The organism is Micromonospora sp. NPDC004336, assembly GCF_053602615.1.
This window is the reverse complement of record NZ_JBSGDY010000009.1, coordinates 34764-59846: the sequence shown is the minus strand read 5'-3', so window position 1 is coordinate 59846 and position 25083 is coordinate 34764. Positions and strand designations below refer to the sequence as shown.

25 protein-coding genes and 1 pseudogene are annotated in these 25083 nt (G+C 74.1%); 8 read left to right on the top strand and 18 right to left on the bottom strand.

What is annotated here, in order from left to right:
* Window positions 1-308 (bottom strand): annotated as a pseudogene (locus tag ACWENR_RS04050) (hypothetical protein); the annotation flags it as partial.
* 264 nt (window positions 309-572) lie between these two features.
* Entirely contained in the window at window positions 573-1196 is a 624-nt protein-coding gene (locus ACWENR_RS04045; protein ID WP_452275569.1) for a mycothiol-dependent nitroreductase Rv2466c family protein, read from the bottom strand.
* Between the two features lie 210 nt (window positions 1197-1406).
* Here ACWENR_RS04045 and pepN point away from each other — a divergent pair, with 210 nt between their 5' ends.
* Complete coding sequence (gene pepN / locus ACWENR_RS04040; RefSeq protein WP_452275568.1) at window positions 1407-3956, top strand: aminopeptidase N; 2550 nt, start codon at window positions 1407-1409, stop codon at window positions 3954-3956.
* Between the two features lie 191 nt (window positions 3957-4147).
* Here the strand turns inward: pepN and ACWENR_RS04035 are convergent, their stop codons facing one another.
* The 14 genes from ACWENR_RS04035 to ACWENR_RS03970 all read right to left on the bottom strand — a co-directional run bounded on the left by ACWENR_RS04035 (window position 4148) and on the right by ACWENR_RS03970 (window position 17286).
* Window positions 4148-4555 (bottom strand): DUF5130 family protein, encoded by a 408-nt coding sequence (locus ACWENR_RS04035; protein WP_452275567.1) that lies wholly within the window; start codon window positions 4553-4555, stop codon window positions 4148-4150.
* The gene (ctaJ, locus tag ACWENR_RS04030) at window positions 4542-4847 is read right to left on the bottom strand and encodes an aa3-type cytochrome oxidase subunit CtaJ (RefSeq protein ID WP_452275566.1); all 306 of its coding nucleotides are present in this window, start codon (window positions 4845-4847) and stop codon (window positions 4542-4544) included. Before ctaJ ends, ACWENR_RS04035 begins: the two co-directional genes overlap by 14 nt.
* Window positions 4848-4902: 55 nt before the next feature.
* A complete protein-coding gene (locus ACWENR_RS04025) occupies window positions 4903-6366 on the bottom strand; it encodes an amidase (RefSeq protein WP_452275565.1) in 1464 nt (487 codons plus the stop codon).
* Between the two features lie 120 nt (window positions 6367-6486).
* Window positions 6487-7515 carry an amidohydrolase family protein gene (locus ACWENR_RS04020; RefSeq protein ID WP_452275564.1) on the bottom strand — a complete coding sequence of 343 codons (1029 nt, stop codon included), beginning with the start codon at window positions 7513-7515 and terminating at the stop codon, window positions 6487-6489.
* Complete coding sequence (locus tag ACWENR_RS04015; RefSeq protein WP_452275563.1) at window positions 7515-8039, bottom strand: 3-hydroxyanthranilate 3,4-dioxygenase; 525 nt, start codon at window positions 8037-8039, stop codon at window positions 7515-7517. The genes ACWENR_RS04020 and ACWENR_RS04015 overlap by 1 nt, the downstream gene beginning before the upstream one ends.
* Window positions 8036-8467 carry a RidA family protein gene (locus ACWENR_RS04010; RefSeq protein ID WP_452275562.1) on the bottom strand — a complete coding sequence of 144 codons (432 nt, stop codon included), beginning with the start codon at window positions 8465-8467 and terminating at the stop codon, window positions 8036-8038. The genes ACWENR_RS04015 and ACWENR_RS04010 overlap by 4 nt, the downstream gene beginning before the upstream one ends.
* Window positions 8464-9237, bottom strand: coding sequence for a 2-keto-4-pentenoate hydratase (locus ACWENR_RS04005; protein WP_452275561.1), 774 nt, complete (start codon window positions 9235-9237; stop codon window positions 8464-8466). The genes ACWENR_RS04010 and ACWENR_RS04005 overlap by 4 nt, the downstream gene beginning before the upstream one ends.
* A 58-nt stretch (window positions 9238-9295) precedes the next feature.
* The gene (gene dmpG, locus ACWENR_RS04000) at window positions 9296-10351 is read right to left on the bottom strand and encodes a 4-hydroxy-2-oxovalerate aldolase (RefSeq protein WP_452275560.1); all 1056 of its coding nucleotides are present in this window, start codon (window positions 10349-10351) and stop codon (window positions 9296-9298) included.
* On the bottom strand, window positions 10348-11361 hold the full coding sequence (locus ACWENR_RS03995; RefSeq protein WP_452275559.1) for an acetaldehyde dehydrogenase (acetylating): 1014 nt from the start codon (window positions 11359-11361) through the stop codon (window positions 10348-10350). The genes dmpG and ACWENR_RS03995 overlap by 4 nt, the downstream gene beginning before the upstream one ends.
* Window positions 11358-12152 (bottom strand): 2-keto-4-pentenoate hydratase, encoded by a 795-nt coding sequence (locus ACWENR_RS03990; RefSeq protein ID WP_452275558.1) that lies wholly within the window; start codon window positions 12150-12152, stop codon window positions 11358-11360. Before ACWENR_RS03990 ends, ACWENR_RS03995 begins: the two co-directional genes overlap by 4 nt.
* A gap of 67 nt (window positions 12153-12219) precedes the next feature.
* Window positions 12220-13701, bottom strand: a complete 1482-nt coding sequence (locus tag ACWENR_RS03985) for a 2-hydroxymuconic semialdehyde dehydrogenase (protein WP_452275589.1) — start codon at window positions 13699-13701, stop codon at window positions 12220-12222.
* Window positions 13702-13724: 23 nt separating this feature from the next.
* Complete coding sequence (locus ACWENR_RS03980) at window positions 13725-15062, bottom strand: FAD-dependent oxidoreductase (RefSeq protein ID WP_452275557.1); 1338 nt, start codon at window positions 15060-15062, stop codon at window positions 13725-13727.
* Window positions 15059-16366 (bottom strand): kynureninase, encoded by a 1308-nt coding sequence (gene kynU / locus ACWENR_RS03975; RefSeq protein WP_452275556.1) that lies wholly within the window; start codon window positions 16364-16366, stop codon window positions 15059-15061. The genes ACWENR_RS03980 and kynU overlap by 4 nt, the downstream gene beginning before the upstream one ends.
* Before the next feature lie 20 nt (window positions 16367-16386).
* Window positions 16387-17286 (bottom strand): tryptophan 2,3-dioxygenase, encoded by a 900-nt coding sequence (locus tag ACWENR_RS03970; RefSeq protein ID WP_452275555.1) that lies wholly within the window; start codon window positions 17284-17286, stop codon window positions 16387-16389.
* Between the two features lie 171 nt (window positions 17287-17457).
* Between ACWENR_RS03970 and ACWENR_RS03965 the strand changes: the two genes are divergently transcribed.
* The 3 genes from ACWENR_RS03965 (at window position 17458) to ACWENR_RS03955 (ending at window position 19391) form a co-directional block, all read left to right on the top strand.
* Entirely contained in the window at window positions 17458-17916 is a 459-nt protein-coding gene (locus ACWENR_RS03965) for an Lrp/AsnC family transcriptional regulator (RefSeq protein WP_452275554.1), read from the top strand.
* 89 nt (window positions 17917-18005) lie between these two features.
* A complete protein-coding gene (locus ACWENR_RS03960; RefSeq protein WP_452275553.1) occupies window positions 18006-18527 on the top strand; it encodes a hypothetical protein in 522 nt (173 codons plus the stop codon).
* Window positions 18528-18539: 12 nt separating this feature from the next.
* On the top strand, window positions 18540-19391 hold the full coding sequence (locus ACWENR_RS03955; protein ID WP_452275552.1) for a class F sortase: 852 nt from the start codon (window positions 18540-18542) through the stop codon (window positions 19389-19391).
* Between the two features lie 28 nt (window positions 19392-19419).
* Here ACWENR_RS03955 and ACWENR_RS03950 read toward each other — a convergent pair whose 3' ends face one another.
* Window positions 19420-19953 (bottom strand): HNH endonuclease, encoded by a 534-nt coding sequence (locus ACWENR_RS03950; RefSeq protein WP_091108032.1) that lies wholly within the window; start codon window positions 19951-19953, stop codon window positions 19420-19422.
* Between the two features lie 304 nt (window positions 19954-20257).
* Here ACWENR_RS03950 and ACWENR_RS03945 point away from each other — a divergent pair, with 304 nt between their 5' ends.
* The 4 genes from ACWENR_RS03945 to ACWENR_RS03930 all read left to right on the top strand — a co-directional run bounded on the left by ACWENR_RS03945 (window position 20258) and on the right by ACWENR_RS03930 (window position 24425).
* Window positions 20258-20896, top strand: coding sequence for a LysE family translocator (locus ACWENR_RS03945; RefSeq protein WP_452275551.1), 639 nt, complete (start codon window positions 20258-20260; stop codon window positions 20894-20896).
* Between the two features lie 348 nt (window positions 20897-21244).
* On the top strand, window positions 21245-22297 hold the full coding sequence (locus tag ACWENR_RS03940) for a mechanosensitive ion channel family protein (RefSeq protein WP_452275550.1): 1053 nt from the start codon (window positions 21245-21247) through the stop codon (window positions 22295-22297).
* Window positions 22298-22529: 232 nt separating this feature from the next.
* Entirely contained in the window at window positions 22530-23945 is a 1416-nt protein-coding gene (locus tag ACWENR_RS03935; protein ID WP_452275549.1) for an MFS transporter, read from the top strand.
* A 90-nt stretch (window positions 23946-24035) separates the two neighbouring features.
* Complete coding sequence (locus tag ACWENR_RS03930; protein ID WP_452275588.1) at window positions 24036-24425, top strand: globin; 390 nt, start codon at window positions 24036-24038, stop codon at window positions 24423-24425.
* Window positions 24426-24444: 19 nt separating this feature from the next.
* On the opposite strand, the gene ACWENR_RS03925 is transcribed toward ACWENR_RS03930, so the two are convergent.
* On the bottom strand, window positions 24445-25032 hold the full coding sequence (locus ACWENR_RS03925) for a YbjN domain-containing protein (protein WP_452275548.1): 588 nt from the start codon (window positions 25030-25032) through the stop codon (window positions 24445-24447).
* Between the last annotated feature and the right edge of the window lie 51 nt (window positions 25033-25083).

Sequence of the window (25083 nt, the reverse complement as noted above, 5' to 3'; positions counted from 1 at the left end):
TGCTCGGACGGCGGGGTGAGCCGGTGCTCGGACGGCGGGGCCAGCCGGTGCTCGGACGGCGGGGTGAGCCGGTGCTCGGACGGCGGGGTGAGCCGGTGCTCGGACGGCGGGGTGAGCCGGGAGGTGGCCGGCACCCGGGCGACACCGACCACGATCGGCGGGGCGAGCAGGTCCACCATGTGCGCGGGAAGGTCGGGGCGCACGGCCGGCCAGCGGGAGTCGTCGACCGACCAGTACGCCGCCTGCGGGCCCTCGGTCACCTCCTCCCCGGTCAGCGGATCGTCACCGGACGCACGGTGCTTGGCCATCGGGATTGCCTCCACGAGCTGCGGGGTGCGGCCCTGCGGGTCGCTGCGGCGGACACCGGGGCCAACGATCGCGCCGCCGCCCCGGTGACGCCCCGCCCGGCCGGGCGGACCGCGCGGCACATCGCGGCGGCCGGCGACAGGGCCCAGCAGCCGTGCGGCCCCGGGGTCCGGCGGTCGACAGGAGGTCCGGGCCGGCAGTCCCCGAAACGGGAACCTGACCCGGACCTCCTCGTCGCGCCGCGCAGCCCCGCGGGGCAAGAGGGATCAGTCGAAGACGGGGTCCAGCTCCCGGGAGCGCTTCAGCTCGTAGAAGCCCGGGGTGCCGGCGACCAGCAGGACGCCGTCCCACAGCCGACCGGCCGCCTCGCCCTTCGGGGCCGGGGTGACCACCGGGCCGAAGAACGCCACCGTGCCGCCGTCCGGGCCGGGCGCGTGGATCACCGGGGTGCCGACGTCGGTGCCGACCGGCCGCATGCCGGCCTCGTGGCTGGCCCGCAGCGCCTCGTCGTGATCGGTGCTCTCGGCGGCGTCCGCCAGCGCCGGGTCGAGCCCGGCGTCGGTCAGCGCGGCGGCGAACAGCTCCCGCGAGAGCTTCTCCTGCCCGAGGTGGATCCGGGTGCCCAGCGCGGTGTAGAGCTTCCGGACGGCGTCCCGGCCGTACCGCTGCTCCACCGCGACGCAGACCCGCACCGGGCCCCAGCCCGTGCGCATCAGCTCCTGGTACTGCTCGGGCAGCTCCCTGCCCTCGTTGAGCACCGACAGGCTCATCACGTGGAAGCGGACGTCCAGCTCCCGGACCCGCTCGACCTCCAGCAGCCAGCGGGAGGTGATCCACGCCCACGGGCAGATGGGGTCGAACCACATGTCTACGGCGACACGCTCGCTCACGACGGTTCCCTTCAGGACCAGGGCGCCGGCCTTTGGCGCCATCCTGCGATCTTCACCCCGGCGGGCATCGACCGGCACCGGAATGAGAGCGTGACCTCGCCCACCGCGGGGTGTTCGTGCATGGAAGACTCGAATCCGGCCGTCACGAGCGGTCGGTGACGGCGCCAACGAGGCGGACGGCGAGACGGATGGAGACGAACAGTGCCGGGAGTGCGCAACCTGACGCAGGTCGAGGCCACCGAGCGGGCCCGCCTGCTCGACGTGACCGGGTACGACATCAGTCTGGACCTCTCGACCGCCGTGCAGGCGGCTGAGGGTCGCACCTTCCGGTCGACCACGGAGGTGCGGTTCCGGTGCACGGAGCCGGGGGCGAGCACGTTCGTCGAGGTCGCCGCCGACTCGGTGCGCTCCGCGACGCTCAACGGCGCGCCGGTCGACCTCAGCGGCTGGTCGGCCGAGAAGGGCCTCACGCTGACCGGGCTGGGCAGCGAGAACACGCTGGTGGTCGACGCGGACTTCGCGTACTCGAACAGCGGGCAGGGCCTGCACCGCACCGTCGACCCGGTCGACGGCGAGACCTACCTCTACAGCCAGTTCGAGACGGCCGACGCCCAGCGCGTCTTCGCCTGCTTCGACCAGCCCGACCTGAAGAGCGTCTACACCTGGCACGCCACCGTCCCGGACCACTGGAAGGTGGTCTCGAACATGCCGGTGGAGCGCGAGGAGGCGGCCGGCGAGGGCCTCAAGACGGTGCACTTCGCCACCTCGGTGCGGATGAGCACCTACATCACCGCCCTCTGCGCCGGTCCTTACCACGAGGTGCGGGACAGCCACGACGGCATCGACCTGGGCGCGTACTGCCGGGCCTCGATGGCGCAGCACATGGACTCCGACGACCTGTTCCTGATCACCAAGCAGGGCTTCGACTTCTTCCACGAGCAGTTCGGCGTGCGCTACCCGCTGCCCAAGTACGACCAGCTCTGGGTGCCCGACTTCAACGCCGGCGCGATGGAGAACTTCGGCTGCGTCACCCACGCCGAGGCGCACTACATCTTCCGCTCCCAGGTCACCGACTTCGAGTACGAGCAGCGGGCCAACACGATCCTGCACGAGCTGGCCCACATGTGGTTCGGCGACCTGGTGACCATGCGCTGGTGGAACGACCTGTGGCTGAACGAGTCGTTCGCCGAGTGGGCCAGCCACTGGTGCAACACCCACGCCACCCGCTTCTCCGAGGCGTGGACGACCTTCCTGTCCATCCGCAAGAACTGGGGCTACCGGCAGGACCAGCTCTCCTCCACCCACCCGGTCTACTGCGAGATGCCGGACCTGGAGGCGGTCGAGGTCAACTTCGACGGCATCACCTACGCCAAGGGCGCCAGCGTGCTCAAGCAGCTGGTCGCGTACGTGGGCGAGGAGCCGTTCCTGGCCGGGCTGCGGGCCTACTTCGGCAAGCACGCGTGGGGCAACGCCACCTTCGACGACCTGCTCTCCGAGCTGGAGGCCGCCTCCGGCCGGGAGCTGCGCAAGTTCGCCGCGCAGTGGCTGGAGACCGCGCAGGTCAACACGCTGCGGCCGGTGGTGGAGATCGGCGCCGACGGCGCCTACGAGAGCGTCGTGGTGCGCCAGGAGGCGCCGGCGGCGCACCCGACGCTGCGCACGCACCGCATCGGGGTGGGCCTCTACGACCTCACCGACGGCCGGCTGGTCCGCCGCGAGCGCATCGAGGTGGACGTCGCCGGCGACCGGACGGAGCTGACCGAGCTGCGCGGCGTCCGCGCCGCCGACGTGCTGCTGCTCAACGACGACGACCTCACCTACACCAAGCTGCGGCTCGACGTGCGGTCGATGGCCACCGTGGTGCAGCACATCGCCGGGCTCGAGTCGTCGCTGGCCCGCGCGCTCTGCTGGACGGCCGCCTGGGACATGACCCGGGACGCCGAGCTGGCCGGCCGCGACTACGTGGCCCTGGTGCTGGCCGGGCTGCCCGCCGAGACCGACATCAACCTGGTCACGGCGACGCTGCGGCAGGCCACCACCACGCTCACCTACTACGCCGACCCGGCCTGGGCGCCGACCGGCTGGGCGGAGCTGGCCCGCACCGCCCGCACGGCGCTGGCCGCCGCGGAACCGGGCAGCGGCTTCCAGCTCGCCTGGGCGCGGGGGTACGCCTCGGCGGCCCGCTCCGCCGAGGACCTGGCCGCCCTGCGCGGCTGGCTGGCCGGCACCGGCGTCCCCGCCGGCCTGACCATCGACACCGAGCTGCGCTGGACGGTGCTGCAGGCGCTGGTCGCCAACGGCGCGGCCGGCCCCGACGAGATCGAGGCGGAGCTGGCGACGGACCGGACGGCCAGCGGCGAGCGGGAGGCCGCCTACGCGCACGCGCTGGTGCCGACGGCAGAGAACAAGGCCGCGGTCTGGGCGCAGCTGACCGGCCCGGAGGCGCTGCCGAACTGGCGGCACCGGGCGCTGCTGCAGGGCTTCGTCCACCCGACGCAGGTCGAGCTGGTCGCGCCGTACCGGGAGAAGTACTTCGCCGCGGTGGGTCAGGTGTGGGCCAGCCGGGACAGCGAGCCGGCCCAGGAGTTCGCGCAGCTGGCCTACCCGGCCTTCCTCGTGGACGACGAGACCGTGGCCGCCACCGACGCGTGGCTGGCCGGCGACGGCAACCCGGGCCCGCTGCGCCGGTTGGTCGCCGAGGGCCGCGACGGCGTCGTCCGCGCCCTCGCCGCCCGCGCGAAGGACGCCCGGAGCGCCTGACCACGAGCATGCGGCCGGGGCCGGCGCGGGCGGAGGCCCGTAGCCGGCCCCGCGCCGCGTCCGGGCAGCGCCGGCCACGCGCCGCCGTCCGGGCAGCGCCGGCCCGGCGCCGGCCGGACGGCGCGGGCCACGAAAAGACGGACACCCGGCCCGCCGAGGCGGACCGGGTGTCGTCGTCGTGGAGGTAGGGGTCAGCCCCGGCCGGCGTGGCTGGCGAGCTGGTCGAGGCCGTTGATGATGCCGCCGGCCAGGTCGCCGCCGCCGAAGGCCGCCACCATGGAGAGGGCGGCGAGGCGGGCGTACGTGTCGGGGATGCGCTTGCGGGCGTGCCGACCGGTGACGATCTCCAGCTGCCGCTGGTTGGGCGACACCGCGATCAGCACCGACCGGTCGGGCTCGGCGAGCTGGCGGTGCAGCCGCTCGGCGTGCTCGCGGATCGGCTCGTCGAGGCCGCCGACGAACACCGAGAAGACCAGCCCGGTGCCCTGGTCGGCCAGGCGCAGTGCCTCGTCGATGCGCAGCAGCTGGCGGGTCGAGAACGGCCCGTCCAGCACCTCGGGCGGGTTGCCCGCGCCGGCCTGCTTCTCACCAACGGTCACTTGCGCCTCCGGTTCCACCGGCCGGCGGCTCGATGCCGGCCCGCTCAAGCTTGTGGCTGGTCAGCGCCGGCGCCTGCGCGCCCGCCGCCAGCGCGGTGCCGGCCGAGTCGGCCAGCTGCTCCGGGCGGCCCAGGAACCAGACCGGAGTGAAGTCGAAGGGCCGGCCCGGCCGGTAGCGCTTGGCGCCGCCACCGCCGCCGCCACGGCTGCCGGCGTACGCCAGACCGGCGATCACCAGCACCGCGGCCGCCGGGATGCCGACGAAGACCAGCAACGTCTCAGTTACAGACAATCCCAACGCCCCCAGGCGGAAGAAGAGACCTCGATCGACCGGGTCGGGTGGACGATCATGGCGTCGACCGCCCGACTCCGCTGCCATTCACGTTAGCGGAGCCCACGGCCCGCCAGATTGCGGGGTGGCGATCCCACCCGCCACTGGACTTCTCCAGTTGCGCAGCGGTGGCGATCAGCCTCGCGTCCTCGCCGTACCGGCCGGTCAGCAGCACCCCCACGGGCAGCCCCTCGGCGGTGACGCCCACCGGCAGCGAAACGGACGGGTCGCCGGTGACGTTGAAGACCGCGCAGTACGGCGAGAACCGGCGTTGCCGGTCGAAGTCCGCCGCCGGGTCGCCGCCCTCGGCGAACCAGCCGACCGGCGCCTGCGGGGCGGCGAGCGTGGGACAGAGCAGCAGGTCGCACCCGGCGGTGCGGCGCAGGCCGACGCGTACCTGCGCCTGGAGCTCGCCGAGCGTGGCGGTGAGGGTGCCCGCGGAGATCTCGGCGCCCCGGGCCCGCAGGTGCCGGGTCAGCGGCAGCAGGCGGCCCTCCCGCTCCGGCGGCACCGGCGCGAGCGCCAGCACGTACCAGACGATCTCGAACAGCGGCCACACGGCGGGCCCGAGCGGCGCGGGGACCTCGACCACCTCGTGGCCGGCGGCGGTGAGCAGCGCGGCGGCCCGGTCGACGGCGGCGACGCAGTCGGGGTGGACCGGCTCGTCGGCGAGCATCGGGGCGGTGAACCGGCCCACGCGCAGCCGGCCGGGCTCGGCCGTCCGGGCCGCCGCCAGCCAGCCGCCGGCGGGTGGGGCGGGCGCCAGGTAGGGCTCGCCGGGCACGGGTCGGGCCAGCACGTCGAGCAGCGCCGCCACGTCGGCGACGGTCCGCCCGATCGGGCCGTTGGTCGGCAGGCCGTAGCCGCCGAAGCCGACCGGGCCGCCGGAGACGAGTCCCCGGCTGGGCTTGTAGCCGACCAGGCCGCACAGCGACGCGGGGATGCGCAGCGAGCCACCGCCGTCGGAGCCCTGGGCGACCGGCACCAGCCCGGCCGCGACGGCGGCCGCCGCCCCGCCGCTGGAGCCGCCGGCCGTGTACGCCAGGTCCCACGGGTTGCGGGCCGGCGGCGCGACCAGCCCCTCCGAGTAGAGCGAGCAGCCCAGCTCGGAGGTGGTGGTCTTGCCGAGGTTGACCAGCCCGGCCGCCGCCATGAAACGGACCACGTCGGCGTCGACCGGCGGCACGAAGTCGGCGAACGCCGCCGAGCCGAAGGTGGTGGGCACCCCGGCGGTGAGGGTGAGGTCCTTGATCGCGGTCGGCACGCCGTGCAGCGGGCCGCGCCCGTCGGCGGGGGCGGCGTCGGCGGCGCGGGCCGCCGCGCGGGCCCGCTCGCCGGTGACCGTGACGAACGCGCCGACCGTGTCGCCGAGCGCGTCGACCCGGGTCAGGTGGTGCTCGACCAGCTCGACGCTGGACAGCTCGCCGCGGGCGATCGCGGCGGCCTGCTCCAGCGCGGTCAGGTCGTGCGGTTCGGCCATCCCCTCATCCTGCCCGCCCGGGCCGCCGCCGCGCCGCGCGACACGGCCGGCCGGCCCCGGTGTCGTCGCACTCGGGGCCGAGCGCCGCCCCCGCCCGGCGGCGCGGCCCGGCGGGGCGGGTCACGGGCGGGTGCCGAGGAAGCGGAGGGCGTTGCCGCCGAGCAGCATGCCGCGCTGCTCGGCGGTGAGGAAGTCCGCCTCGCGCACCACCCGGCCGACCGGCCGTTCCCCCAGCGGGTACGGGTAGTCGCTGCCGAGCAGCACCCGGTCGACCCCCATCGTGTCGACGAGCAGCCGCAGCGCCGGCGCGGAGAAGACCACCGAGTCGACGTGGAACCGGTCGACGTAGGAGCTGGGCGGGGCGGTGGAGGCGCCGCGTACCAGGTCGCCCCGGCGGTGCCAGGCGTTGTCGGCGCGGCCCAGCCAGAACGGGAAGCTGCCGCCGCCGTGGGCGAAGCAGATCCGCAGCGTGTCGGGCACCCGGTCGAAGACGCCGCCGAGGATCAGCGCCAGCACCGACAGGTGCGTCTCGGCGGGCATCCCGGTGAGCCAGCGGGCCATCCACCGGTCGAGCCGGGGGCCGCCCGGCATGTCCCAGGGGTGCACGAAGACCGGCGCGCCCACCTCGGCGCAGTGCGTCAGGAACTGCACGATGCCGGCGTCGTCCAGGTCGCGGTCGCCGACGTGGTTGCCGATCTCCACCCCGGCGTGCCCGGCGGCGAGGCAGCGGTCCAGCTCCGCGCAGGCCGCGTCCGGGTCCTGCAACGGCACCTGGCAGAACGGCACCAGCCGGTCGCCGCCGGCGGCGGTGACCTCCAGGGTCAGGTCGTTGAAGATCCGCGCCACCTTCACCGCCTGGTCGGCGGGGCGATCGTAGGAGAAGAAGACCGGGGTCGGCGAGACCACCTGCACGTCCACCCCGTCGGCGGCCATGTCCGCCAGGCGGGTCGGCGCGTCCCAGCATTCCGCCCCGACGGGGCGGAACTCCGTCTCCCCCACCATGATCATGGCCGCGCGCTCGGAGTCGACCCGCAGCCAGGGCCAGCCGGACCCGCCGCACGCCGCGGCGAGGTCCGGCCATCCCTTCGGTACGACGTGCGTGTGCACGTCGACCACCGGAAGCCGCGCCGGCGCGGACCCGGCGGGCATCAGCCCTTGCCCGGGTGCAGCGCGCCGCAGTTCGCGCAGGTGCGGGCGGCCTCGTCGGCGTAGAACGCCTGGAAGACCGGGGGCAGGTCGGCGGCGATGTCGCGGACCTGCAGCTCGACCTCGTGCACCTTGTGCCCGCACCCGGGGCAGTACCACTGGAACTTCTCCAGCGTGCCCTCCTCGCGGACCCGCTCCACGACCACGCCGATCGAGCCGGCCTCGGGGCGCTGCGGCGAGTGCGGGGTGTCGCGCGGCAGCATCCACATCTGACCCTCGCGCACGTGCACCGTACGCGGCCCCTCCGGGAGCATCAGGTTGATGTGCATGTTGCCCTTGACCTGGTAGAAGAACTCCTCGTACGGGTCGACGTGGAAGTCGGTGCGCTGGTTGGGCCCGCCCACGACCATCACGATGAAGTCGTCCCCGCCCGGGAACATCTCCTTGTTGCCGACCGGCGGCTTCAGCAGGTGCTGGTTCTCCGCGATCCACCCCGGAAAGCTGAACGGCTCGGCGATCTCACTCACGACTGACCTCCTGAGGGGAGCAGGGCCACGGCCTGAATCTCGATGAGCAGGTGCGGGTGCGGCAGCTGGTGCACGGCGACGGTGGTGCGGGTCGGCCCGGTGGCGTCGAAGAACTCGGCCCACACCTCGTTGTAGCCGCCGAAGTCGTTCATGTTGACCAGATAGGTGGTGACCTGCACGAGGTCGGCGAGGTCCGCGCCGACCGACCGCAGCAGGTCCCGGATGTTCCCGATCACGGCCCGGGTCTGCACCCGGATGTCCAGGTTGGTGGTGCCGAACTCGTCCACCTCGACGCCGGCGAAGCTGTTGTCCGGCCGCCGCGACGACGTACCGGAGACGAACACGAACCCACCGGCCACCTTGACGTGCGGAAACGCCCCGCGCGGCACGGCCTTGCCCGCCACGACGCGCGCCTGGGCCCCGCTCACGACGACGCCCGAAGCGAGGCGGTGCCGAGCTTCTCGACCACGGCCCGGACGTGGGCGCCCGGACGCAGCGGCACGGCTGCCGTCGCGGCCCCCGCCAGGAAGACCCAGCCCTCGCGCAGCCGCACCCCGTGCCGGCCGGCCAGCCGGATGCCCTCGTCGAGCGCCCGGCGCGGGTCGCCGAGGATGGCGGCGGTCGAGCCGACCTGCGCCACCCGGCCGTCGACCTCCAGCAGCACGCCGAGGTTGTCCAGCCCGTCCGGCACCGGGCACCACGGGCCGACCACGAACGCGGCGGCCGACGTGTTGTCGGCGATCACGTCGGGCAGCGAGAAGGTGAAGTTCGCGTACCGGGAGTCGATCAGTTCGAGGGCCGGGGCGACGGCCCGGACCGCGTCGGTGAAGTCGCCGACCGGCTCGCCGGGCTCGGGGAGCCGGTCCAGCAGGAACGCCACCTCCGGCTCGACCCGGGGGTGGATGTAGTCGCCGACGTCGACGGCGCCCCCGTCGGGCACCCGCATGGTGTCGGTGAGCCGGCCCCAGATCACCTCGTCCACGCCGACCTGGGCCATCTTCGCCCGGCTGGTCAGCCCCATCTTGAGCCCGACCAGCCGCTCGCCCCGGTCGATCCGGCGCTGCACCAGCGCGGTCTGCACCGCGTACGCGGCGTCGACGTCCAGGCCGGTCTCGGCGGCCAGTTGCGGGATGGCGGTGGCGGTGCCGGCCGCCGCGTCCAGCCGCTCGGCGATCCCCGCGGTGTCCGGCCCGATCACGCTGCGCCACCTTCCGTTCGCGACTGCGGGGCTCGCAGACCCGGCTCACTCCTCGCGCTCACCGGGTCTCCTTTCCCGCCAGGTCCAGTGCCACGTCGACGATCATGTCCTCCTGCCCGCCGACCATCCGGCGCCGGCCCAGCTCCACCAGGATCGACCGGACGTCCACGCCGTACTTCGCCGAGGCCCGCTCGGCGTGCCGCAGGAAGCTGGAGTAGACCCCGGCGTAGCCGAGCGAGAGCGTCTCCCGGTCGACCTGCACGGGCCGGTCCTGCAACGGCCGGACGACGTCGTCGGCGGCGTCCATCAGCGCGAAGACGTCGCAGCCGTGCTTCCAGCCGTGCAGCTCGGCGACCGCGACGAAGACCTCCAGCGGCGCGTTGCCGGCCCCGGCGCCCTGGCCGGCCAGCGAGGCGTCCACCCGCACCGTCCGGCCGTGCGGCGAGCCGACCGGCCCGTCGCCGAGGATCCGGCCGTGCTCGACGGCGACGACGCTGTTGGCCACCCCCAGCGACAGGTTGTGGTGCGCGTGGATGCCGATCTGCGTCTGCGGCTCCAGCACCTGCCGGTACGCGTCGACGCGCTCCGCCACGTCGGACATCAGCAGCCGGCCGCCGGAGTCGGTGACGTAGACGCAGTGCGCGCCGTACGACTCCATGAGCTTGGCCTGCGCGGCCAGCCCGGCCGGGTCGTTCATGTGCGACATCATCAGGAAGCCGGAGACGTCCATGCCGTTCTCCCGGGCCCAGGAGATGTGCTGGGCGGAGATGTCGGCCTCGGTGCAGTGCGTGGCGATCCGCACGCTGGTCACCCCGAGCGCCTTCGCCGCCCGCAGGTCGGCGATGGTGCCGATGCCGGGCAGCAGCAGGGTGGTCAGCTTCGCGTTCGTCATCACCTCGGCCGCCGCCGAGATCCACTCGGCGTCGCTGGCCGCGCCGTGGCCGTAGTTGACGCTGGAGCCGGCGAGCCCGTCGCCGTGCGCCACCTCGACCGCGGCCACCCCGGCGGCGTCCAGCGCGGCGGCGATGGCGCGCACCTGCTCGACGGTGTAGCGGTGGGCGATGGCGTGCATGCCGTCGCGCAGCGTCACGTCCTGGATGTACAGGTCGGTCATGCGGTCACCTCCACGGCGTCCCGGCCGGTGGCGGCCGCGCGGAGGGCGACCAGCCGCTCGGCGGTGCGCAGGGCGGCCGAGGTCATGATGTCCAGGTTGCCCGCGTACGCCGGCAGGTAGTGCCCGGCGCCGGAGACCTCCAGGAAGACCGAGACCTGCAACCCGGTCAGGTGCCGCCCCAGCGACGGCACGTACGTGTCGACCCGGTCGAACTGCACGTCCTGCTTGAGCCGGTAGCCGGGGACGTACTCCTGGACGGTCGCCACCATCCGCGCCACCGAGTCGGCGATCGCGGCCCGGTCGGCGTCGGCGTCGGGGCAGAGGCAGTAGACCGTGTCCCGCATCAGCAGCGGCGGGTCGGCCGGGTTCAGCACGATGATCGCCTTGCCGCGCTCGGCGCCGCCGACCACCTCGATCGCCCGGGCGGTGGTCTCGGTGAACTCGTCGATGTTTGCCCGGGTGCCCGGGCCGGCCGACTTCGAGGCGATCGAGGCGACGATCTCCCCGTACGCCACCGGGGTCACCCGGCCGACGGCGGCGACGATCGGCACCGTGGCCTGGCCGCCGCAGGTCACCATGTTGACGTTGCGCTCGCCCAGGTGCTCGTCGAGGTTGACCGGCGGCACCACGTACGGGCCGATCGCGGCGGGGGTCAGGTCGACCACGGTGCGCCCGTGCGCGCGCAGCACGGCGTCGTTGTGCCGGTGCGCCCCGGCCGAGGTGGCGTCGAAGACCAGCTCCACGTCGGCGAACTCGGGCATCGCGACCAGCCCGTCGACGCCCTCGGCGGTGGTCGCGACGCCGAGGCGCCGGGCCCGGGCCAGGCCGTCGGAGGCCGGGTCGATGCCGGCCATCGCCACCATCCGGAGGCTCCCCGGGGAGCGCGAGGAACGCAGCGAAGCGGAGTCCCGCAGTCGCGACCCATCAGGATCGCCGCTCAGCCGGAGCACCTTGATCATCAGATCGGTGCCGATGTTGCCCGACCCGATCACCGCCACCCCGACACTCATGACGCCTCCTGTGAGAAACACGTCCGGACCGAGCCGAGGCCGGAGATCCGCGCCTCGTACGCCGCGCCCGGGGTCACCGGCACCATCGGGCCGAGCGCCCCGGAGAGCACCACGTCGCCCGCGCGCAGCGGGTCGTCGGAGCGGGCCGTCGTGCGCGCCAGCCACTCCAGCGCGTGCAGCGGGTTGCCCAGGCAGGCCGCGCCCGCGCCGACCGACACCGGCTCCCCGGCCCGTTCGAGGACCATCCCGCACAGCCGCAGGTCCACGTCGGCGAGCCGGCGCGGCGTGGTGCCGAGCACGAAGAGGCCGCTGGAGGCGTTGTCGGCGACGGTGTCCACGATGGAGATGTCCCAGCCGGCGATCCGCGAGTCGACGATCTCGATCGCCGGCAGCACGTGGTCGACCGCGCGGACGAGGTCGGCGGTGGTGATCCGCTCGTCGGGCAGGTCCGCGCCGAGCACGAACGCGACCTCCGCCTCCACCCGGGGCTGGAGCAGCCGGCCGACGGCCACCTCGGCGCCGTCGGGCACCGCCATCTCGTCGGTCAGCACCCCGAAGTCGGGCTGGAAGACGCCGAAGCTCTCCTGCACCGCCCGCGACGTCAGGCCGATCTTGGCGCCGACCCGGCGGTGGCCCCGCTGGAGCCACTGCCGCACCTGGAGCTGCTGGACGACGTACGCCGAGGTGACGTCCCCCTCGGGCAGCAGCCGCCCGCGCAGCGGCGGGCAGGGCTTGCCGCTCTCCCGCGCGTCGACCAGCTCCCTGGCCGCTGCCTCGTAGTCGACGCTCATGTCGGCTCCTCGCCGCGCGCGCGGCCGCCACGGGGCCGCCCCGCGCCGCGCCTGTCGATCCGCTCGCTCATGTCAGGTCCACGCAGACGTTGGTGAGTTCGGAATAGAAGTCGAGGGAGTGCACGCCGCCCTCGCGCCCGATCCCCGACGCCTTCACCCCGCCGAACGGGGTGCGCAGGTCGCGCAGGAACCAGGTGTTGACCCAGACGATGCCGGCGTCGAGCCGGGCCCCGGCCCGGTGCGCCCGCCCGACGTCGCGGGTCCACACCGTCGCCGCCAGGCCGTACTCGGTGCCGTTGGCCAGCGCGTACGCCTCGTCCTCGTCGTCGAACGGGGCGACGTGCACCACCGGGCCGAAGATCTCCTCGCGGTTGGTGCGGGCGTCCGGGCCCAGCCCGGTCAGCACCGTCGGCTGCACGTACGCGCCGCCGTCGCGGGCGTCGCCGAAGGCCGGCGTGCCGCCCCCGGCGAGCACCTCGGCGCCCTCGGTGCGGGCCAGCTCGTAGTGGCCGAGCACCTTGGCCCGGTGCTGGTGCGAGATCAGTGGCATGTTGACGGTGGCCTCGTCGGCCGGCCAGCCGAACGGCAGCTCCCCGGCCCGCTTCGCCAGCCGGGCCGTGAACTCCTCGAACACCGGGCGCTGCACGTAGACGCGTTCGGTGCAGAGGCAGACCTGCCCGCCGTTGGTGAAGCTGGACCGCACCGAGCCGGCCACCGCCGCGTCGAGGTCGGCGTCGGCGAAGACGATCCCGGCGTTCTTGCCGCCCAGCTCGAAGGAGACGGCCTTCACGCCGTCGGCGGCGGCCCGCATGATGGCGCCGCCGGTGGCCGACTCGCCGGTGAAGGTGATCGCGTCGACCCCCGGGTGGCGGGTGAGGAACTCCCCGGCCGAGTCGGGCCCGAAGCCGTGCACCAGGTTGAACACGCCGTCGGGCACGCCGGCGGCGGCCATCACCTCGGCGAGCAGGGTCGCCGAGGCGGGGGTCTCCTCGCTGGGCTTCACCACCACCGCGTTGCCGCAGGCCAGGGCCGGGGCGACCTTCCAGGTGAGCAGCAGCAGCGGCAGGTTCCAGGGCACGATCACCGCGACCACGCCGACCGGCTTGCGGACCGCGTAGTTCAGCGCCCGGCCGCCGGTCGGGGTGACGGTGGTGAAGGACTCCGTCGGCGCGGTCGCCACGATCTCCGCGAAGGCGCGGAAGTTCGCCGCGCCGCGCGGGATGTCCAGCGTCCGCGCCTGCGAGATGGCCTTGCCGGTGTCGGCGACCTCGGCGGTGACCAGGTCGTCGAAGCGGCGCTCCAGCTCGTCGGCGACCCGGCGCAGCACCTCGGCCCGCTCGCGCTCCCCCATCCGGCCCCACGGCCCGCGCAGCGCGGCCCGCGCGGCGGCGACCGCGTCGTCCACGCACGCCCGGTCGGCCTCCGCGACCTCGAACACCGGCTCGCCGGTGACCGGGCTGCGCTTGGTGAACCGCCGCCCGCCCTCGACGAACTCGCCGCCGACGAAGTTGCGCAGCAGGCCCGGGCCGTCGGGCGCCCGCCCGGCCATCAGCCGGGGATCCCAGGTGACGGTCATCGACGCCTCCCTCGGTTGATCGCCACGCCGACCGCCCCGGCCAGCAGGGCCGCCGCGCCGCCGGCCACCGCCGCGAGCAGCCGGTGCTGCCTGCGGACGCGCCGGACCACGTCGGCGTACGGGGTGGTCGAGAAGGACACCAGCTCGTACCGGGAAACGTACCGGCCCGGCAGCGCCCGTTCCAGGGCGTGTTCGACCTTCCGGCCGGCCTGGAACAGCGGGGAGGCCACCTTGTCCCGCATCTCCACGAAGTTGGCCAGCGCCATCCGCGCGATCGCCTCGGCGTTGGCCTGCCGGCGCTGCTGGAACAGCGGCAGCGCCGCCGACCAGTCGTCGGCGCACTCCGCCAGGCAGCGGTCCAGCTCGACCACGTCCTCGAACGCGCAGTTCGCACCCTGGCCGTAGAACGGGACGATGGCGTGCGCGGCGTCGCCGAGCAGGCCGACCCGCCCGTTGGCCTGCCACGGCGTGCAGCGGACGGTGCCGAGCACGCCCACCGGGTTGTGCTGGTAGTCGTCGACCAGGTTCGGGGCGAGCGGCGGCAGGTCCGGGTAGTGCTCGGCGAAGTGCCGCTCGATCGCCGCCGGGCTGCCCAGCGACGCGAAGCTGGCGGTGCCGTGGGTGGGCCAGAAGAGCGTGCAGGTGAACGAGCGGTCCGGGTTCGGCAGCGCGATCATCATCGAGGTGCCGCGCGGCCAGATGTGCAGCGCGTCCGGGTCGAGGGCGAAGTCCCCGCCCAGCGGCGGGATCGTCAGCTCCTTGTAGCCGTAGTCGAGGAAGTCCAGGCTCTCGGTCAGCAGCCCGTACGCCAGCAGCTGCCCGCGCACCGCCGAGCCGGCGCCGTCGGCGCCGAGGACGACCGACGCGGTGGCCGCGACCTTGCCCGTCGGCGTCTCGAAGGTCATGTCGCCGGTGGCCGGGTCGAGCCCGACGAGCCGGTGGTCGAACGCGACCCGCACCCCGGGCAGGGCGGTCGCCGCGTCCAGCAGGGCGTTGTTCAGCGCGCCCCGGCTGATCGAGTTGATCGCCCGGTCGCCGGAGGCGCTGTACGACTGGAACTGCGGCTCGCCGGCGACCGGGTGGATCATCCGGCCGCGCATCGGCAGCGCGTCCGCCAGCACCTGCCGGTCGAGGCCGATGCGGCGCAGCGCGTCCAGGCCCCGCTCGGAGAGCGCCAGGTTGATCGAGCGTCCCCGCTCGACGGTGCCGGTACGCGGGTCGGGCCGCCGCTCGTAGAGCGCCACCGGGTAGCCGCGGCGGGCCAGGAAGCAGGCCAGCAGGCAGCCGGCCAGGCCGGCGCCGACGACCGCGATCTCGTCGCGCTCGCCCGTCATCGGGTCACCTCCACCGTGGCGGCCAGCGCGTCGGCGACCCGCCAGCAGTCGTGGAACGTGGAGTAGAGCGGCACCGGCGCGAACCGTACGACGTCCGGCTCCCGGGCATCGGCGATCACGCCGTGCTCGTGGCGCAGCCGCTTGGCCAGCCCGGCGGCGCTGCCCGTGCCGATGCGCACCGAGAGCTGGCAGCCCCGCCGCTCGGGGTCGCGCGGGGTGACCACGGTCAGCGGGCGGTCGGCGGTCACCTCGTCGAGCAGCCCCGCCAGGTAGCCGGTGAGCCGGAGGCTGCGCTCGCGCAGCGCCGGCATGCCGACCGAGTCGAACAGCTCCAGCGACGTCCGCACCGGGCCCATCGCGAAGATCGGCGGGTTGGAGACCTGCCAGGCCTCCACCGTGGCCGGCGGCCGGGAGACCGGGGTCATCTCGAACCGGGTCGCCGCGTCGGTGCTCCACCAGCCCTCGAAGCGGGGCAGGCCCGGGTCGCCGAGGTGCCGCTCGTGCACGAACACCCCGGCCAGCGCGCCCGGCCCGGAGTTGAGGTACTTGTAGGAGCACCAGGCGGCGAAGTCCACGTCCCAGTCGTGCAGCGCGAGCGGCACGTTGCCGGCGGCGTGCGCCAGGTCCCAGCCGACCACGGCGCCGGCCGCCCGGCCGGCGGCGGTGATCGTCGGGATGTCCATCAGCTCGCCGGTGAGGTAGTTGACGCCGCCCAGCAGCACCAGCGCCACCCGGGCGCCCTCGGCGGCCAGGTAGTCGGTCACGTCCTCGGTGCGCAGGGTGTCCTCGCCGTCGCGGGGGCGCAGCCGCACGACGGTGGCGTCCGGGTCGAGGCCGTGGAAGCGGGCCTGGCTGCGCACGGCGTAGCTGTCCGAGGGGAAGGCGCTGTCCTCGATGACGATGCGGGTGCGCTCCCCGGCCGGCCGGTAGAAGCTGACCATCAGCAGGTGCAGGTTGACCGTCAGGGAGTTCATCACCACGACCTCGGCCGGGGCCGCGCCGACCAGTCGCGCGGCGGGCGCCGTCAGCAGCTCGTGGTACGGCAGCCAGGGGCGTTCCGCCTCCAGGTGGCCCTCGACGCCCAGCCGGCTCCACTCGTCCAGGTCGGCGAGGAGTTCGCCGCGGGTGGCGCGCGGTTGCAGGCCGAGGGAGTTGCCGGCCAGGTAGGCGGCCTCCGGGTAGCGCCCGCCGTCGGCCGGCGGCACGTGGAACAGGTGGCGGTGCCCGGGGTCTGCGTCGTCGCGGCGGCGGGCCTCGGCCTCGCCGGCGGCCGACCGCCACGACCCGGTTGCGGGGGTGCTCATCGGGGTGTCTCGCTCTCCGGTCACATCGCGGTCCGGGCCGACCACAGCTCGGGGAAGACCACCCGGGCCATGCTGCGCTGCAACCACGCCAGTCCGGCGGAGCCGCCGCTGCCGACCTTCGCGCCCATTGTGCGCTGCACGGCCTTGACGTGGTGCTGCCGCCAGTCGCCGAACTGCTCGGCGACCTCGGTGAGCGCCTCGCCCAGCATCCGCAGGTGGTTGTCGGGCCCCGGGGCGGCGTAGATCCGCACCCAGGCCGCCTCGACCGCGGCGTGCGGCTCGTGCTCGACGGCGACGTCCCGGTCGAGCAGCTCGGCCGGCAGGTCGTGGCCGTGCCGGGCGAGCAGGGCGAGCACGTCGTCCCAGACGCTCGGCGCCGCCAGGGTGGCGCACAGCTCGGCGTGCACGTCGGCCTGCCGGCGGAACGGCCGGATCAGCGCGGAGTCGCGGAGGCCGAGCAGGAACTCCAGGTGCCGGTACATCGCCGACTGGAAGCCGGAGCCCTCGCCCAGCAGGTTGCGGAACCGGTTGAAGTCGGCCGGGGTCATCCAGCGCAGCCCCTTCCAGGCGGCGTTGAGCGCCTCCAGGTGCAGCGCGGCGCGACGCAGCGGGGCCAGCGCGTCCCACACCCGGTCGGCGCGCAGCAGCCGCTGGGTCTCGCGCAGCTCGTGGCAGGTCAGCCCGAAGTACAGCTCCATGATCTGGCTGACCATCAGGAAGGACATCTCGCCCGGGTCGTCGCTCAGCGGCCGCTGCAACCGGTGCAGGGTGCTGGCCTGCACGTACGCGTCGTACGGCACCCGCTCGGCGAACTCCAGGGTCGGCTCGCCGCCGTTGCGGGCCGCGCGGGCCGCGCGCTGCCGTGGGGTGACCGGGCGTACCGCCGCCCGGGTGGGCGCCCGCAGGTCCGTCTGCTCCACCGCTCCTCCTCTGCTCTCATCGGGTGCGCGGCCGTCGGCCGAGCCGGGTGACCGACATGATCTCGCGGCGGAACGGGCGGATGGAATGCCGGATCAACGGCGCTTAGGCCATCTGACCTGCGCCGCGAAAGGCGCGAGCGCGTTTCGGCTTCGAGAAAGTAAGGTCGCCTCATGGACGACATGGACTGGGCGCTGCTGCGCGAACTGCAGGCCGACGCGCGCCTCTCCTTCAGCGAGCTGTCCCGGCGGGTGCACCTGTCGCCGCCGGCCGTGGCCGAGCGGGTGCGCCGGCTGGAGGAGGCCGGGATCATCACCGGCTACCACGCCCACGTCGACCTGACCCGGGCCGGCCGCACGGTGGTCGCGCTGATCCGGATGTCCTGCTACGGCTCGCGCTGCATCCTGCACGACCCCGACGTGGCCGGGTGGCCGGAGATCCTGGAGATCCACCGCATCACGGGCGACGCGTGCAGCATGCTGAAGGTGGCGGCCGGGTCGATCGGGGAGTTCGAGGCCGTCATCGACCGCCTCGCCCCGTACGGCCAGCCGTCGAGCACGATGGTCCTGTCCACCCCGCTGGACTGGCACCCCGTCACCCCGCTGCCCTCCGCCTCCCCCCGCCCCCGCTGACCCCGATCCGGGTTTGCCCACCGGCCAGCGGGAAAGCAGGCGCTGTTGCCCGGGGAGGATTCCGGTGATCGTCACCGGAAGGGGGGATCATGCCGGTGCTCACAGCGTTCACACGTGCCCTGACCAGCGTCCTGTCCGTATTGGCTCTGGTCGGGGTGTTCGTCCTGATGACCGTCGCGCCCGCGCGGGCCGGGGAGAACACCTTCGTCGAGGTGGTGCCCAACAGCGCGCAGGCCGGCACCCGGGTCAGCATCCGGGCCAGTTGCGACAACACCAACAACCGCCAGGCCACCGTGCACTCGGACGCGTTCGGGCGGGTGGTGCTCCGGCCCGACAACGGCTTCCTGACCGGGCAGGTCACCATCCCGGGCAGCAAGGAGCCCGGGGACTACCCGGTGGACCTGCGCTGCGACAACGGCAACACCGCGACGACGACGCTCACGGTGCTGAACATGGAGCAGCCGAGCAAGGGACCCGCGACCGGTGGCGGCGGCACCGCCGGCGGCACGGGCACCGGCTCGATGCTGCTGGTGGGCGGTCTCGCCGCGGTGGCCCTGGCCGTCGGCTTCGGATTCTTCGGCAACCGTCGTCGGACCGGGACCGGTTCCTGACCCGCCGTCGCCATGGCCCGCTCTCACAGGCGTACCAGGCGGTCCGCACCGGGCCGGGTCCGGGCGAGCACCCGGCGGGCGCTGCGGGCGTCCCGCCGGGCGACGCTCGCCGCCGCCCGCCGGCTGCGCCGGGTGGCCGGGGAGGCGGTGTCGGCCAGCGTCGCCACCACGGACCCGGCGACCGGGCCGCTGCCCGCCCGGCCCCGGCACCGCTGGGTGCCGGCCGGCCGCCGCCGGGCGGGACCCGGTCGGGGTCCCGGGTTCCCGGTCCTCGTGATCGGCATGCTGATGGTGCTGATCATCGCGATGTTCGCGGTGGAGCGGGTCGCCGGGGTGAGCGTGCTGCCGGACCGGTTCATCGCGGGGCTGCGGCCACCGCCGAAGAAGTTCCCGGTGCTGCCCGCCAGCCGCCCCGTCGACATCGCCATCGACCCGATCGACCTCCGGGCCCGCGTGCACGGCGTCGGGATCGCCCCGGACGGCAGCATCGCGGTGCCGGACGCCGCCCGCGCCCAGGAGGCCGGCTGGTACGACCAGGGCCCGACCCCCGGCCAGTACGGCCCCGCCGTCATCGTCGGGCACGTCGACACCACGACCGGGCCGGCCGTCTTCCACCGGCTGCGGGACCTGCGCGAGGGCGACCGCATCGAGGTCACCCGCTCCGACCGCTCGGTGGCGGTCTTCGAGGTGGACTCGGTCGAGCGCTTCGCCAAGGAGCGGCTGCCCGTCGACGAGGTGTTCGGCGACTTCAGCCGTCCCCGGCTGCGCCTGATCACCTGCGGCGGGCGCTGGGTGGGCGGGGAGACCGGCTACGCCGACAACGTGGTGGTCTTCGCGTCCCTCGTCCGGGCCCGCACCGCGTGACCCGCGCCCGCGCGGGCGGGTGGGGCGGTCAGGCGGCCTCGGGCTCGCGCAGGTCGAGCCAGTCGGCCCAGCGCGGGTCGGGCGCCCGGTGGCCGAGCACCCGCCAGGCGGCGCCCTTCGGCGCGGCCGGCAGCGCGTGCAGCCGCCAGCCCAGCTCGGCCGGCGTCTTGTCGCCCTTGGTGTGGTTGCAGCGGGCGCACGCGGCGACCACGTTCTCCCAGGCGTGCCGGCCGCCGCGGCTGCGGGGGAAGACGTGGTCGATGGTCTCCGCGGGGCCCCGACAGTAGGCGCAGCGCCAGCCGTCCCGGGCGAATATCGCCCGGCGCGAGAGGCCGACGTGGGTGCGGTAGGGCACCCGCACGAAGCGGGTGAGCCGGACGACCGACGGCACCGGCAGCGCGTTGCGGGCGCTGTGCAGGACGCCGTCGCCGTCGGCGACGCAGACCGCCTTGGCGGAGAGCACGAGGATCGCGGCACGACGCACGGACACGACACACAGCGGCTCGTAGGTGGCGTTGAGGACCAGCGCACCGGAGCCCACCGTGGGTCGTATGTCAGGCATCGTGGTCACCCTTCCGGTTCAGCGGCTCCTACTCGCCACCGCCGACCGGAACGGGCACAGCGACCCACCACGGCCGACGCCGGCCGGATCACCGACGTCCGTGCGCCCATCGTCCCTGATCGGACCCCGGATTGCACGTACTAATGTCGGAAGCCGATCGGGCATCACCCTGAAACGGGCAGCTCTGGCCCCTGCGCAGGGCCTGACCCCTCAGAACCTCTCGACGTTCAGACCCGTCTTCGATCTCAGTCGTGCCGGATCGAGCGCCCTACCGGGCAGGTGCCTGATCGTTTAGCCTGGCCGCATGCCATCGCCTGATCGTCTGGCCGCCTTCGCGTTAGCATCGTTCGCACTGATCCTCATCCCGGGCCCCGCCGTGCTGTTCGCGATCAGCCGCGCCTTGGCGTACGGCCGACGGGTCGCGCTGACGACCGTCGTCGGTGGGGCGGTTGGCAGCTTCACCGTCGCCATCGCCGTCGCCATCGGTCTGGGCGCCATCGTCCAGACCTCCGCCGTGATCTACACCGTGATCAAGTTTGCCGGCGCCGCATACCTGATCTACCTCGGCGTCCAGGCGTTCCGGCACCGTCGGGCGCTGCGGGAGGCGTTCGAGGCGCAGGCGGCCCCGATCGGTGGCGGGCGCACGCTGGTGCAGGGTTTCGTCGTCGGCGTGACGAACCCGAAGACGGTGGTGTTCTTCGCGGCGATCCTGCCGCAGTTCGTCGACCCGTCCGCCGGGCACGCCAGCCTTCAGATGGTGGTCCTGGGCGCGGTGTTCGCCGCGATCGCCCTGGCGATGGATTCCGTATGGGGCCTGGCAGCGGGTGCGGTCCGGTCCTGGTTCGCCCGCTCGGCGCGGCGCTTGGACCTGGTTGGCGGCGCGGCGGGTCTCACGATGGTCGGGCTCGGCGTCAGCCTGGCCGTCAGCGGCCGCAAGGAGTAGGTCGCGTAGTCGGGCGGGGACCTCGTCGCGCGACTCTCCCGGGTCTGGCGCGACGTCGGGCAGGTCGCCGGCGGCACGTGGGTCAAACAGCTCGGCAGTCCCACCTCGGCCACGCCCAGCCACCTGATGACGGCCACGGCGGCCCCGACGGCGTCCCTGCCAGGGTGAGCGGTCACCGCGAGTCGGCAACCGGGTGACCACGCCGCTCGGTATCCGAGGCGACCCCTTCGGCGGCGGACCAAGATCCGCGCCAGGTCGTGCCCTGGTTGTGCTGGCTCGCCGCGGGCCCGCGTCACGGCCCGGAGGGTCGGCGGGAGGGCGGCCCGCCGGGTGCGGTACGAAGACAAGGTGACCGCTGCCAGCCTGCCGCCGCCCGCCCTGCCCGCCGTCGAGGCGCCGCAGCCGGACCCGTCGCCGACCTGCCTGGACGACGCGCTCTGCAAGAGCGTCTACGACATGACCGGCTCGGTGTGGTTCGCCGAGGGCAGCTACTGGATCCTGCTCAAGCCGCTGCGGATCGTCATGATCCTGCTGCTGGCGGTCGCCGCCCGCTGGCTGGTGCACCGGACGATCCGCCGGCTCGTGCGTACCACCAGCGACGCGGGCGTGCCCACCATGCTGCGCCCCCTGCGGGAGCGCATCCCCACCGCCGCCGCCGAGCCGGGTGAGTTCGTCCCGGAGCGGCGCCGCCAGCGGGCGGAGGCGATCGGTTCCGTGCTGCGCAGCCTCAGCACGGCGTTCATCTTCGGCATCGCGGTGCTGATGGTGCTCAAGGAGTTCAGCTTCGACCTGGCCCCGCTGCTGGCCAGCGCCGGCATCGCGGGCGTGGCGCTGGGCTTCGGCGCGCAGAGCCTGGTCAAGGACCTGATCGCCGGCCTGTTCATGCTGATCGAGGACCAGTACGGCGTCGGCGACACGGTGGACCTCGGCGAGGCGACGGGCGTGGTCGAGTCGGTCGGGCTGCGGGTCACCACCGTCCGCGACGGGCGGGGCGTGCTCTGGTACATCCGCAACGGCGAGATCGTCCGGGTGGGCAACAAGAGCCAGGGCTGGGCCCTGGTCGTGGTCGACCTGCCCATCGGCTTCGCCGGCACGGAGGAGGCGACGGCGGTGCTGCGTACCGCCGCGGCCTCCCTGGCGGTGGATCCCGAACTGTCGCCGGAGATCGTCGAGCCGCCCGAGGTGCTCGGCGTCGAGCAGATGACGGTCGAGGGCGCGGTGATCCGCACGGTGGTCAAGACGACGGCCGACGGGCAGTTCGCGGTCGGCCGGGAGCTGCGCCGCCGGCTGGCCGAGGCGCTGGAGAACTCGGGCATCACCGCGAAGATCGCCGCCGCCCGGCTCTACCCCGGCGTGCCGGTCCACGCCCCCGGCGAGACGGGACAGGGCGGCGCGACCTGAGCGGTCCGGTCCGACATAGGCGGGGGTCGCGGTCCGGGTGGCCCCTCGGGTATCGTCCGTTCGTTCAGTCGGGGATGCGACGATCAATCCGTTCGCCCTAGCCAGTTGTCAGACGATCGGGCAGAATCCGGTGCACGCGCTCCCCCCGGAGCGTGATCACGTCCTCGCTGATCCGTAGATCTGACGACGGTTCCCCGGCCCGTCCATCACGAGTGGCCCGCCCAGGGGAACGATGGAGGCGACGGTGCCCGACGAGCGACCATCCCCGGAAGGCCCGGCAACCTTCCGCGAGGTGTTCGCCGATCGCGAATACCGCGCCGTCTTCTCGGCGAGCGCTCTCTCCTGGATCGGCGACTACATCGCCAAGGCCGCGGTCACCCTGCTGGTCTACGAGGAGACCCGCTCGGTCGCGCTCTCCGCCGCCGCCTTCGCGGTGAGCTACCTGCCCTGGCTGGTCGGCGGGCCCCTGCTCGCCACGCTCGCGGAGCGGCACCGCTACCGGCAGGTCATGGTCGCCTGCGACCTCGTGCGGATGGCGATGATGGTGGGCATCGCCATCCCCGGCATTCCCGTCGAGCTGATCCTGGCGCTGCTCTTCGTCACCACCCTGGCCAATCCCCCCAGCCAGGCGGCCAAGTCCGCGCTGATCCCCCTGATCCTCACCGGGGACCGGCTGGTGCTGGGGCTGTCGATCAACAGCAGCGTCGGCCAGGCGGCCCAGGTGGTCGGCTACCTCGCGGGCGCCGCCATCGCCGCCTTCAACCCGACGGTCGCGCTCCTGGTGAACGCCGCGACGTTCGCCCTGTCGGCCGCGCTCGTCCGCTTCGGCGTTGCCGACCGGCCGCCGGCGATGACCGCCGCGCACCGCAGCCACCTGCTGCGGGAGACCGCGCAGGGCTTCCAGATCGTGTTCGGCACCCCGGTGCTGCGGGCCATCGCCGTGCTGGTCTTCACCGCCATGCTCTTCTCGGTGGTGCCGGAGGGCCTGGCCGCCGCGTGGGCCAACGAGCACGCCGGCGGCCTGGACGCCGGGGCCGCCCAGGCCATCATCATGGCCGCCAGCCCCGTCGGCTTCATCGTCGGCGGCCTGGTCGTCAGCCGGGCCTTCGGGCCGGACCGGCGGCTGAGCCTGATGCGGCCGCTGGCGGTGCTCTCCCCGCTGGCCCTGGTGCCCGCCCTGTTCGACCCGCCGCCGCTGGTGGTGGCGCTGCTCGCCGCGGCCAGCGGATTCGCGGTCGCCGGCATGCTCCCGGTGGCCAACGGGCTCTTCGTCCGGGCCCTGCCCACCGGCTTCCGGGCCCGCGCCTTCGGCGTGATGGCCACCGGCATCCAGGTGATCCAGGGCCTGGCCGTCCTGGTCACCGGCCTGCTGTCCGAGCGCTACCCGATCCCGGTCGTGGTCGGGGTGTGGAGCGCGGTCGGCGTCCTGCTGATGGCGCTCGCCGGCCTGCGCTGGCCGAGCCGCTCGACGGTCGACGCGGCGATCGAGGCCGCCGAGACGGCGAACGAGGCCGCGCTGCGGGCCGGCACGGCGGGGCCGGGCCCGGCCGGGCGCGACCGGCACGGCCCGTCGGGCGATCCCGACGACGACCCGTTGGGCGGCCGGCCGGGCGGCGAGGCCGGCCACCAGCGGCACGCGGTGAGCTGACCCACAGCCGCCGCCCCCCGCGCCGGGGGCGGCACCTGGCAGGATGGAACGGTGAATGCCGCAGGTGAGTCCGACCGTCCCGACGCGTCGATGACCCTCTTCGAAGCGGTAGGCGGCGAGCCCACCTTCCGCAAGCTGGTGGACGAGTTCTACGCGGGGGTCGCCGCCGACCCGCTGCTGCGCCCGATGTATCCGGAGAAGGATCTCGGCCCGGCCGCGGACCGGCTGGCGCTGTTCCTCATGCAGTACTGGGGCGGCCCGCACACCTACTCCGCCCAGCGCGGGCACCCCCGGCTGCGGATGCGCCACGCGCCGTACCGGATCGGCGTCGCCGAGCGGGACGCGTGGCTGCTCCACATGCGCCGCGCCGTCGACAGTCTCGACCTGCCGCCGGAGATCGCCGCCGCGTTCTGGGACTACCTGGAGCGGGCCGCGTACTTCATGGTCAACGTGATGGAGGATCCGGCCGGGCCGGCCTGACGCGCGACGGGCGGCCGGCTCAGAGCAGGGCGCCCTCGTCGTGCAGCCAGTCCACGAAGCTGGTGGCCACGGCCGCGCCGCAGTCGAGCATCTCGACCAGGAGCGCGTCGTGCGCCCCGGCGCCGAACGGCACCTGCAGCTCCGCGTAGATCGGCAGCTGGCCGCGCTCGGTCGGGTCGCCGACGTAGGCCTTGCAGAAGCGGCGGGTGTGGTTCCACTCGTTGACCACCCGGTAGGCCCGGTCGGCCCAGTCGGGCGGCACCGTGGCGTGTGGACGTGCCCGCATCACCAGGATCTCGTCCTCGGGGCCCTCCAGGGTGACCAGCACCGCGTGCCGCTCCCACATGGCCAGCAGGTTTCCGTCGCCGTCCGCCAGGTAGCGGACGTCGAGCAGGTCGAGGGCGTCGCAGACGCGACGCAGGGTGACCGGCTCGACGGTGGCCGGCATGTCCGCCATCACCGGCCGCTCGACCGGTGGGCAGTCGTCGCCCGGCTGACGGGGGGCCGGTGGTCCGACCCGGACGGTGCCCTCCACTGTGATCCCGCTCCGACTTTCCGGATCGCCGCCGCCGTTGGCGGGACCGGGGCGCCATGACCACCACGGCATCGTTCGCGCACCTCACTCCCCAGCGGATCCAGACGCCTACGGTGCGTTGGA

What these genes read in the sequence shown, in the direction of transcription:
- ACWENR_RS04025 (WP_452275565.1), bottom strand. Translation starts at nt 6,366, where the DNA reads ATGGCCGAACCGCACGACCTGACCGCGCTGGAGCAGGCCGCCGCGATC.
- ACWENR_RS04020 (WP_452275564.1), bottom strand. Translation starts at nt 7,515, where the DNA reads ATGCCCGCCGGGTCCGCGCCGGCGCGGCTTCCGGTGGTCGACGTGCAC.
- dmpG (WP_452275560.1), bottom strand. Translation starts at nt 10,351, where the DNA reads ATGACCGACCTGTACATCCAGGACGTGACGCTGCGCGACGGCATGCAC.
- ACWENR_RS03995 (WP_452275559.1), bottom strand. Translation starts at nt 11,361, where the DNA reads ATGAGTGTCGGGGTGGCGGTGATCGGGTCGGGCAACATCGGCACCGAT.
- ACWENR_RS03990 (WP_452275558.1), bottom strand. Translation starts at nt 12,152, where the DNA reads ATGAGCGTCGACTACGAGGCAGCGGCCAGGGAGCTGGTCGACGCGCGG.
- ACWENR_RS03985 (WP_452275589.1), bottom strand. Translation starts at nt 13,701, where the DNA reads ATGGCCGGGCGGGCGCCCGACGGCCCGGGCCTGCTGCGCAACTTCGTC.
- ACWENR_RS03980 (WP_452275557.1), bottom strand. Translation starts at nt 15,062, where the DNA reads ATGACGGGCGAGCGCGACGAGATCGCGGTCGTCGGCGCCGGCCTGGCC.
- kynU (WP_452275556.1), bottom strand. Translation starts at nt 16,366, where the DNA reads ATGAGCACCCCCGCAACCGGGTCGTGGCGGTCGGCCGCCGGCGAGGCC.
- ACWENR_RS03965 (WP_452275554.1), top strand. Translation starts at nt 17,458, where the DNA reads ATGGACGACATGGACTGGGCGCTGCTGCGCGAACTGCAGGCCGACGCG.
- ACWENR_RS03960 (WP_452275553.1), top strand. Translation starts at nt 18,006, where the DNA reads ATGCCGGTGCTCACAGCGTTCACACGTGCCCTGACCAGCGTCCTGTCC.
- ACWENR_RS03955 (WP_452275552.1), top strand. Translation starts at nt 18,540, where the DNA reads ATGGCCCGCTCTCACAGGCGTACCAGGCGGTCCGCACCGGGCCGGGTC.
- ACWENR_RS03950 (WP_091108032.1), bottom strand. Translation starts at nt 19,953, where the DNA reads ATGCCTGACATACGACCCACGGTGGGCTCCGGTGCGCTGGTCCTCAAC.
- ACWENR_RS03945 (WP_452275551.1), top strand. Translation starts at nt 20,258, where the DNA reads ATGCCATCGCCTGATCGTCTGGCCGCCTTCGCGTTAGCATCGTTCGCA.
- ACWENR_RS03935 (WP_452275549.1), top strand. Translation starts at nt 22,530, where the DNA reads ATGGAGGCGACGGTGCCCGACGAGCGACCATCCCCGGAAGGCCCGGCA.
- ACWENR_RS03930 (WP_452275588.1), top strand. Translation starts at nt 24,036, where the DNA reads ATGACCCTCTTCGAAGCGGTAGGCGGCGAGCCCACCTTCCGCAAGCTG.
- ACWENR_RS03925 (WP_452275548.1), bottom strand. Translation starts at nt 25,032, where the DNA reads ATGCCGTGGTGGTCATGGCGCCCCGGTCCCGCCAACGGCGGCGGCGAT.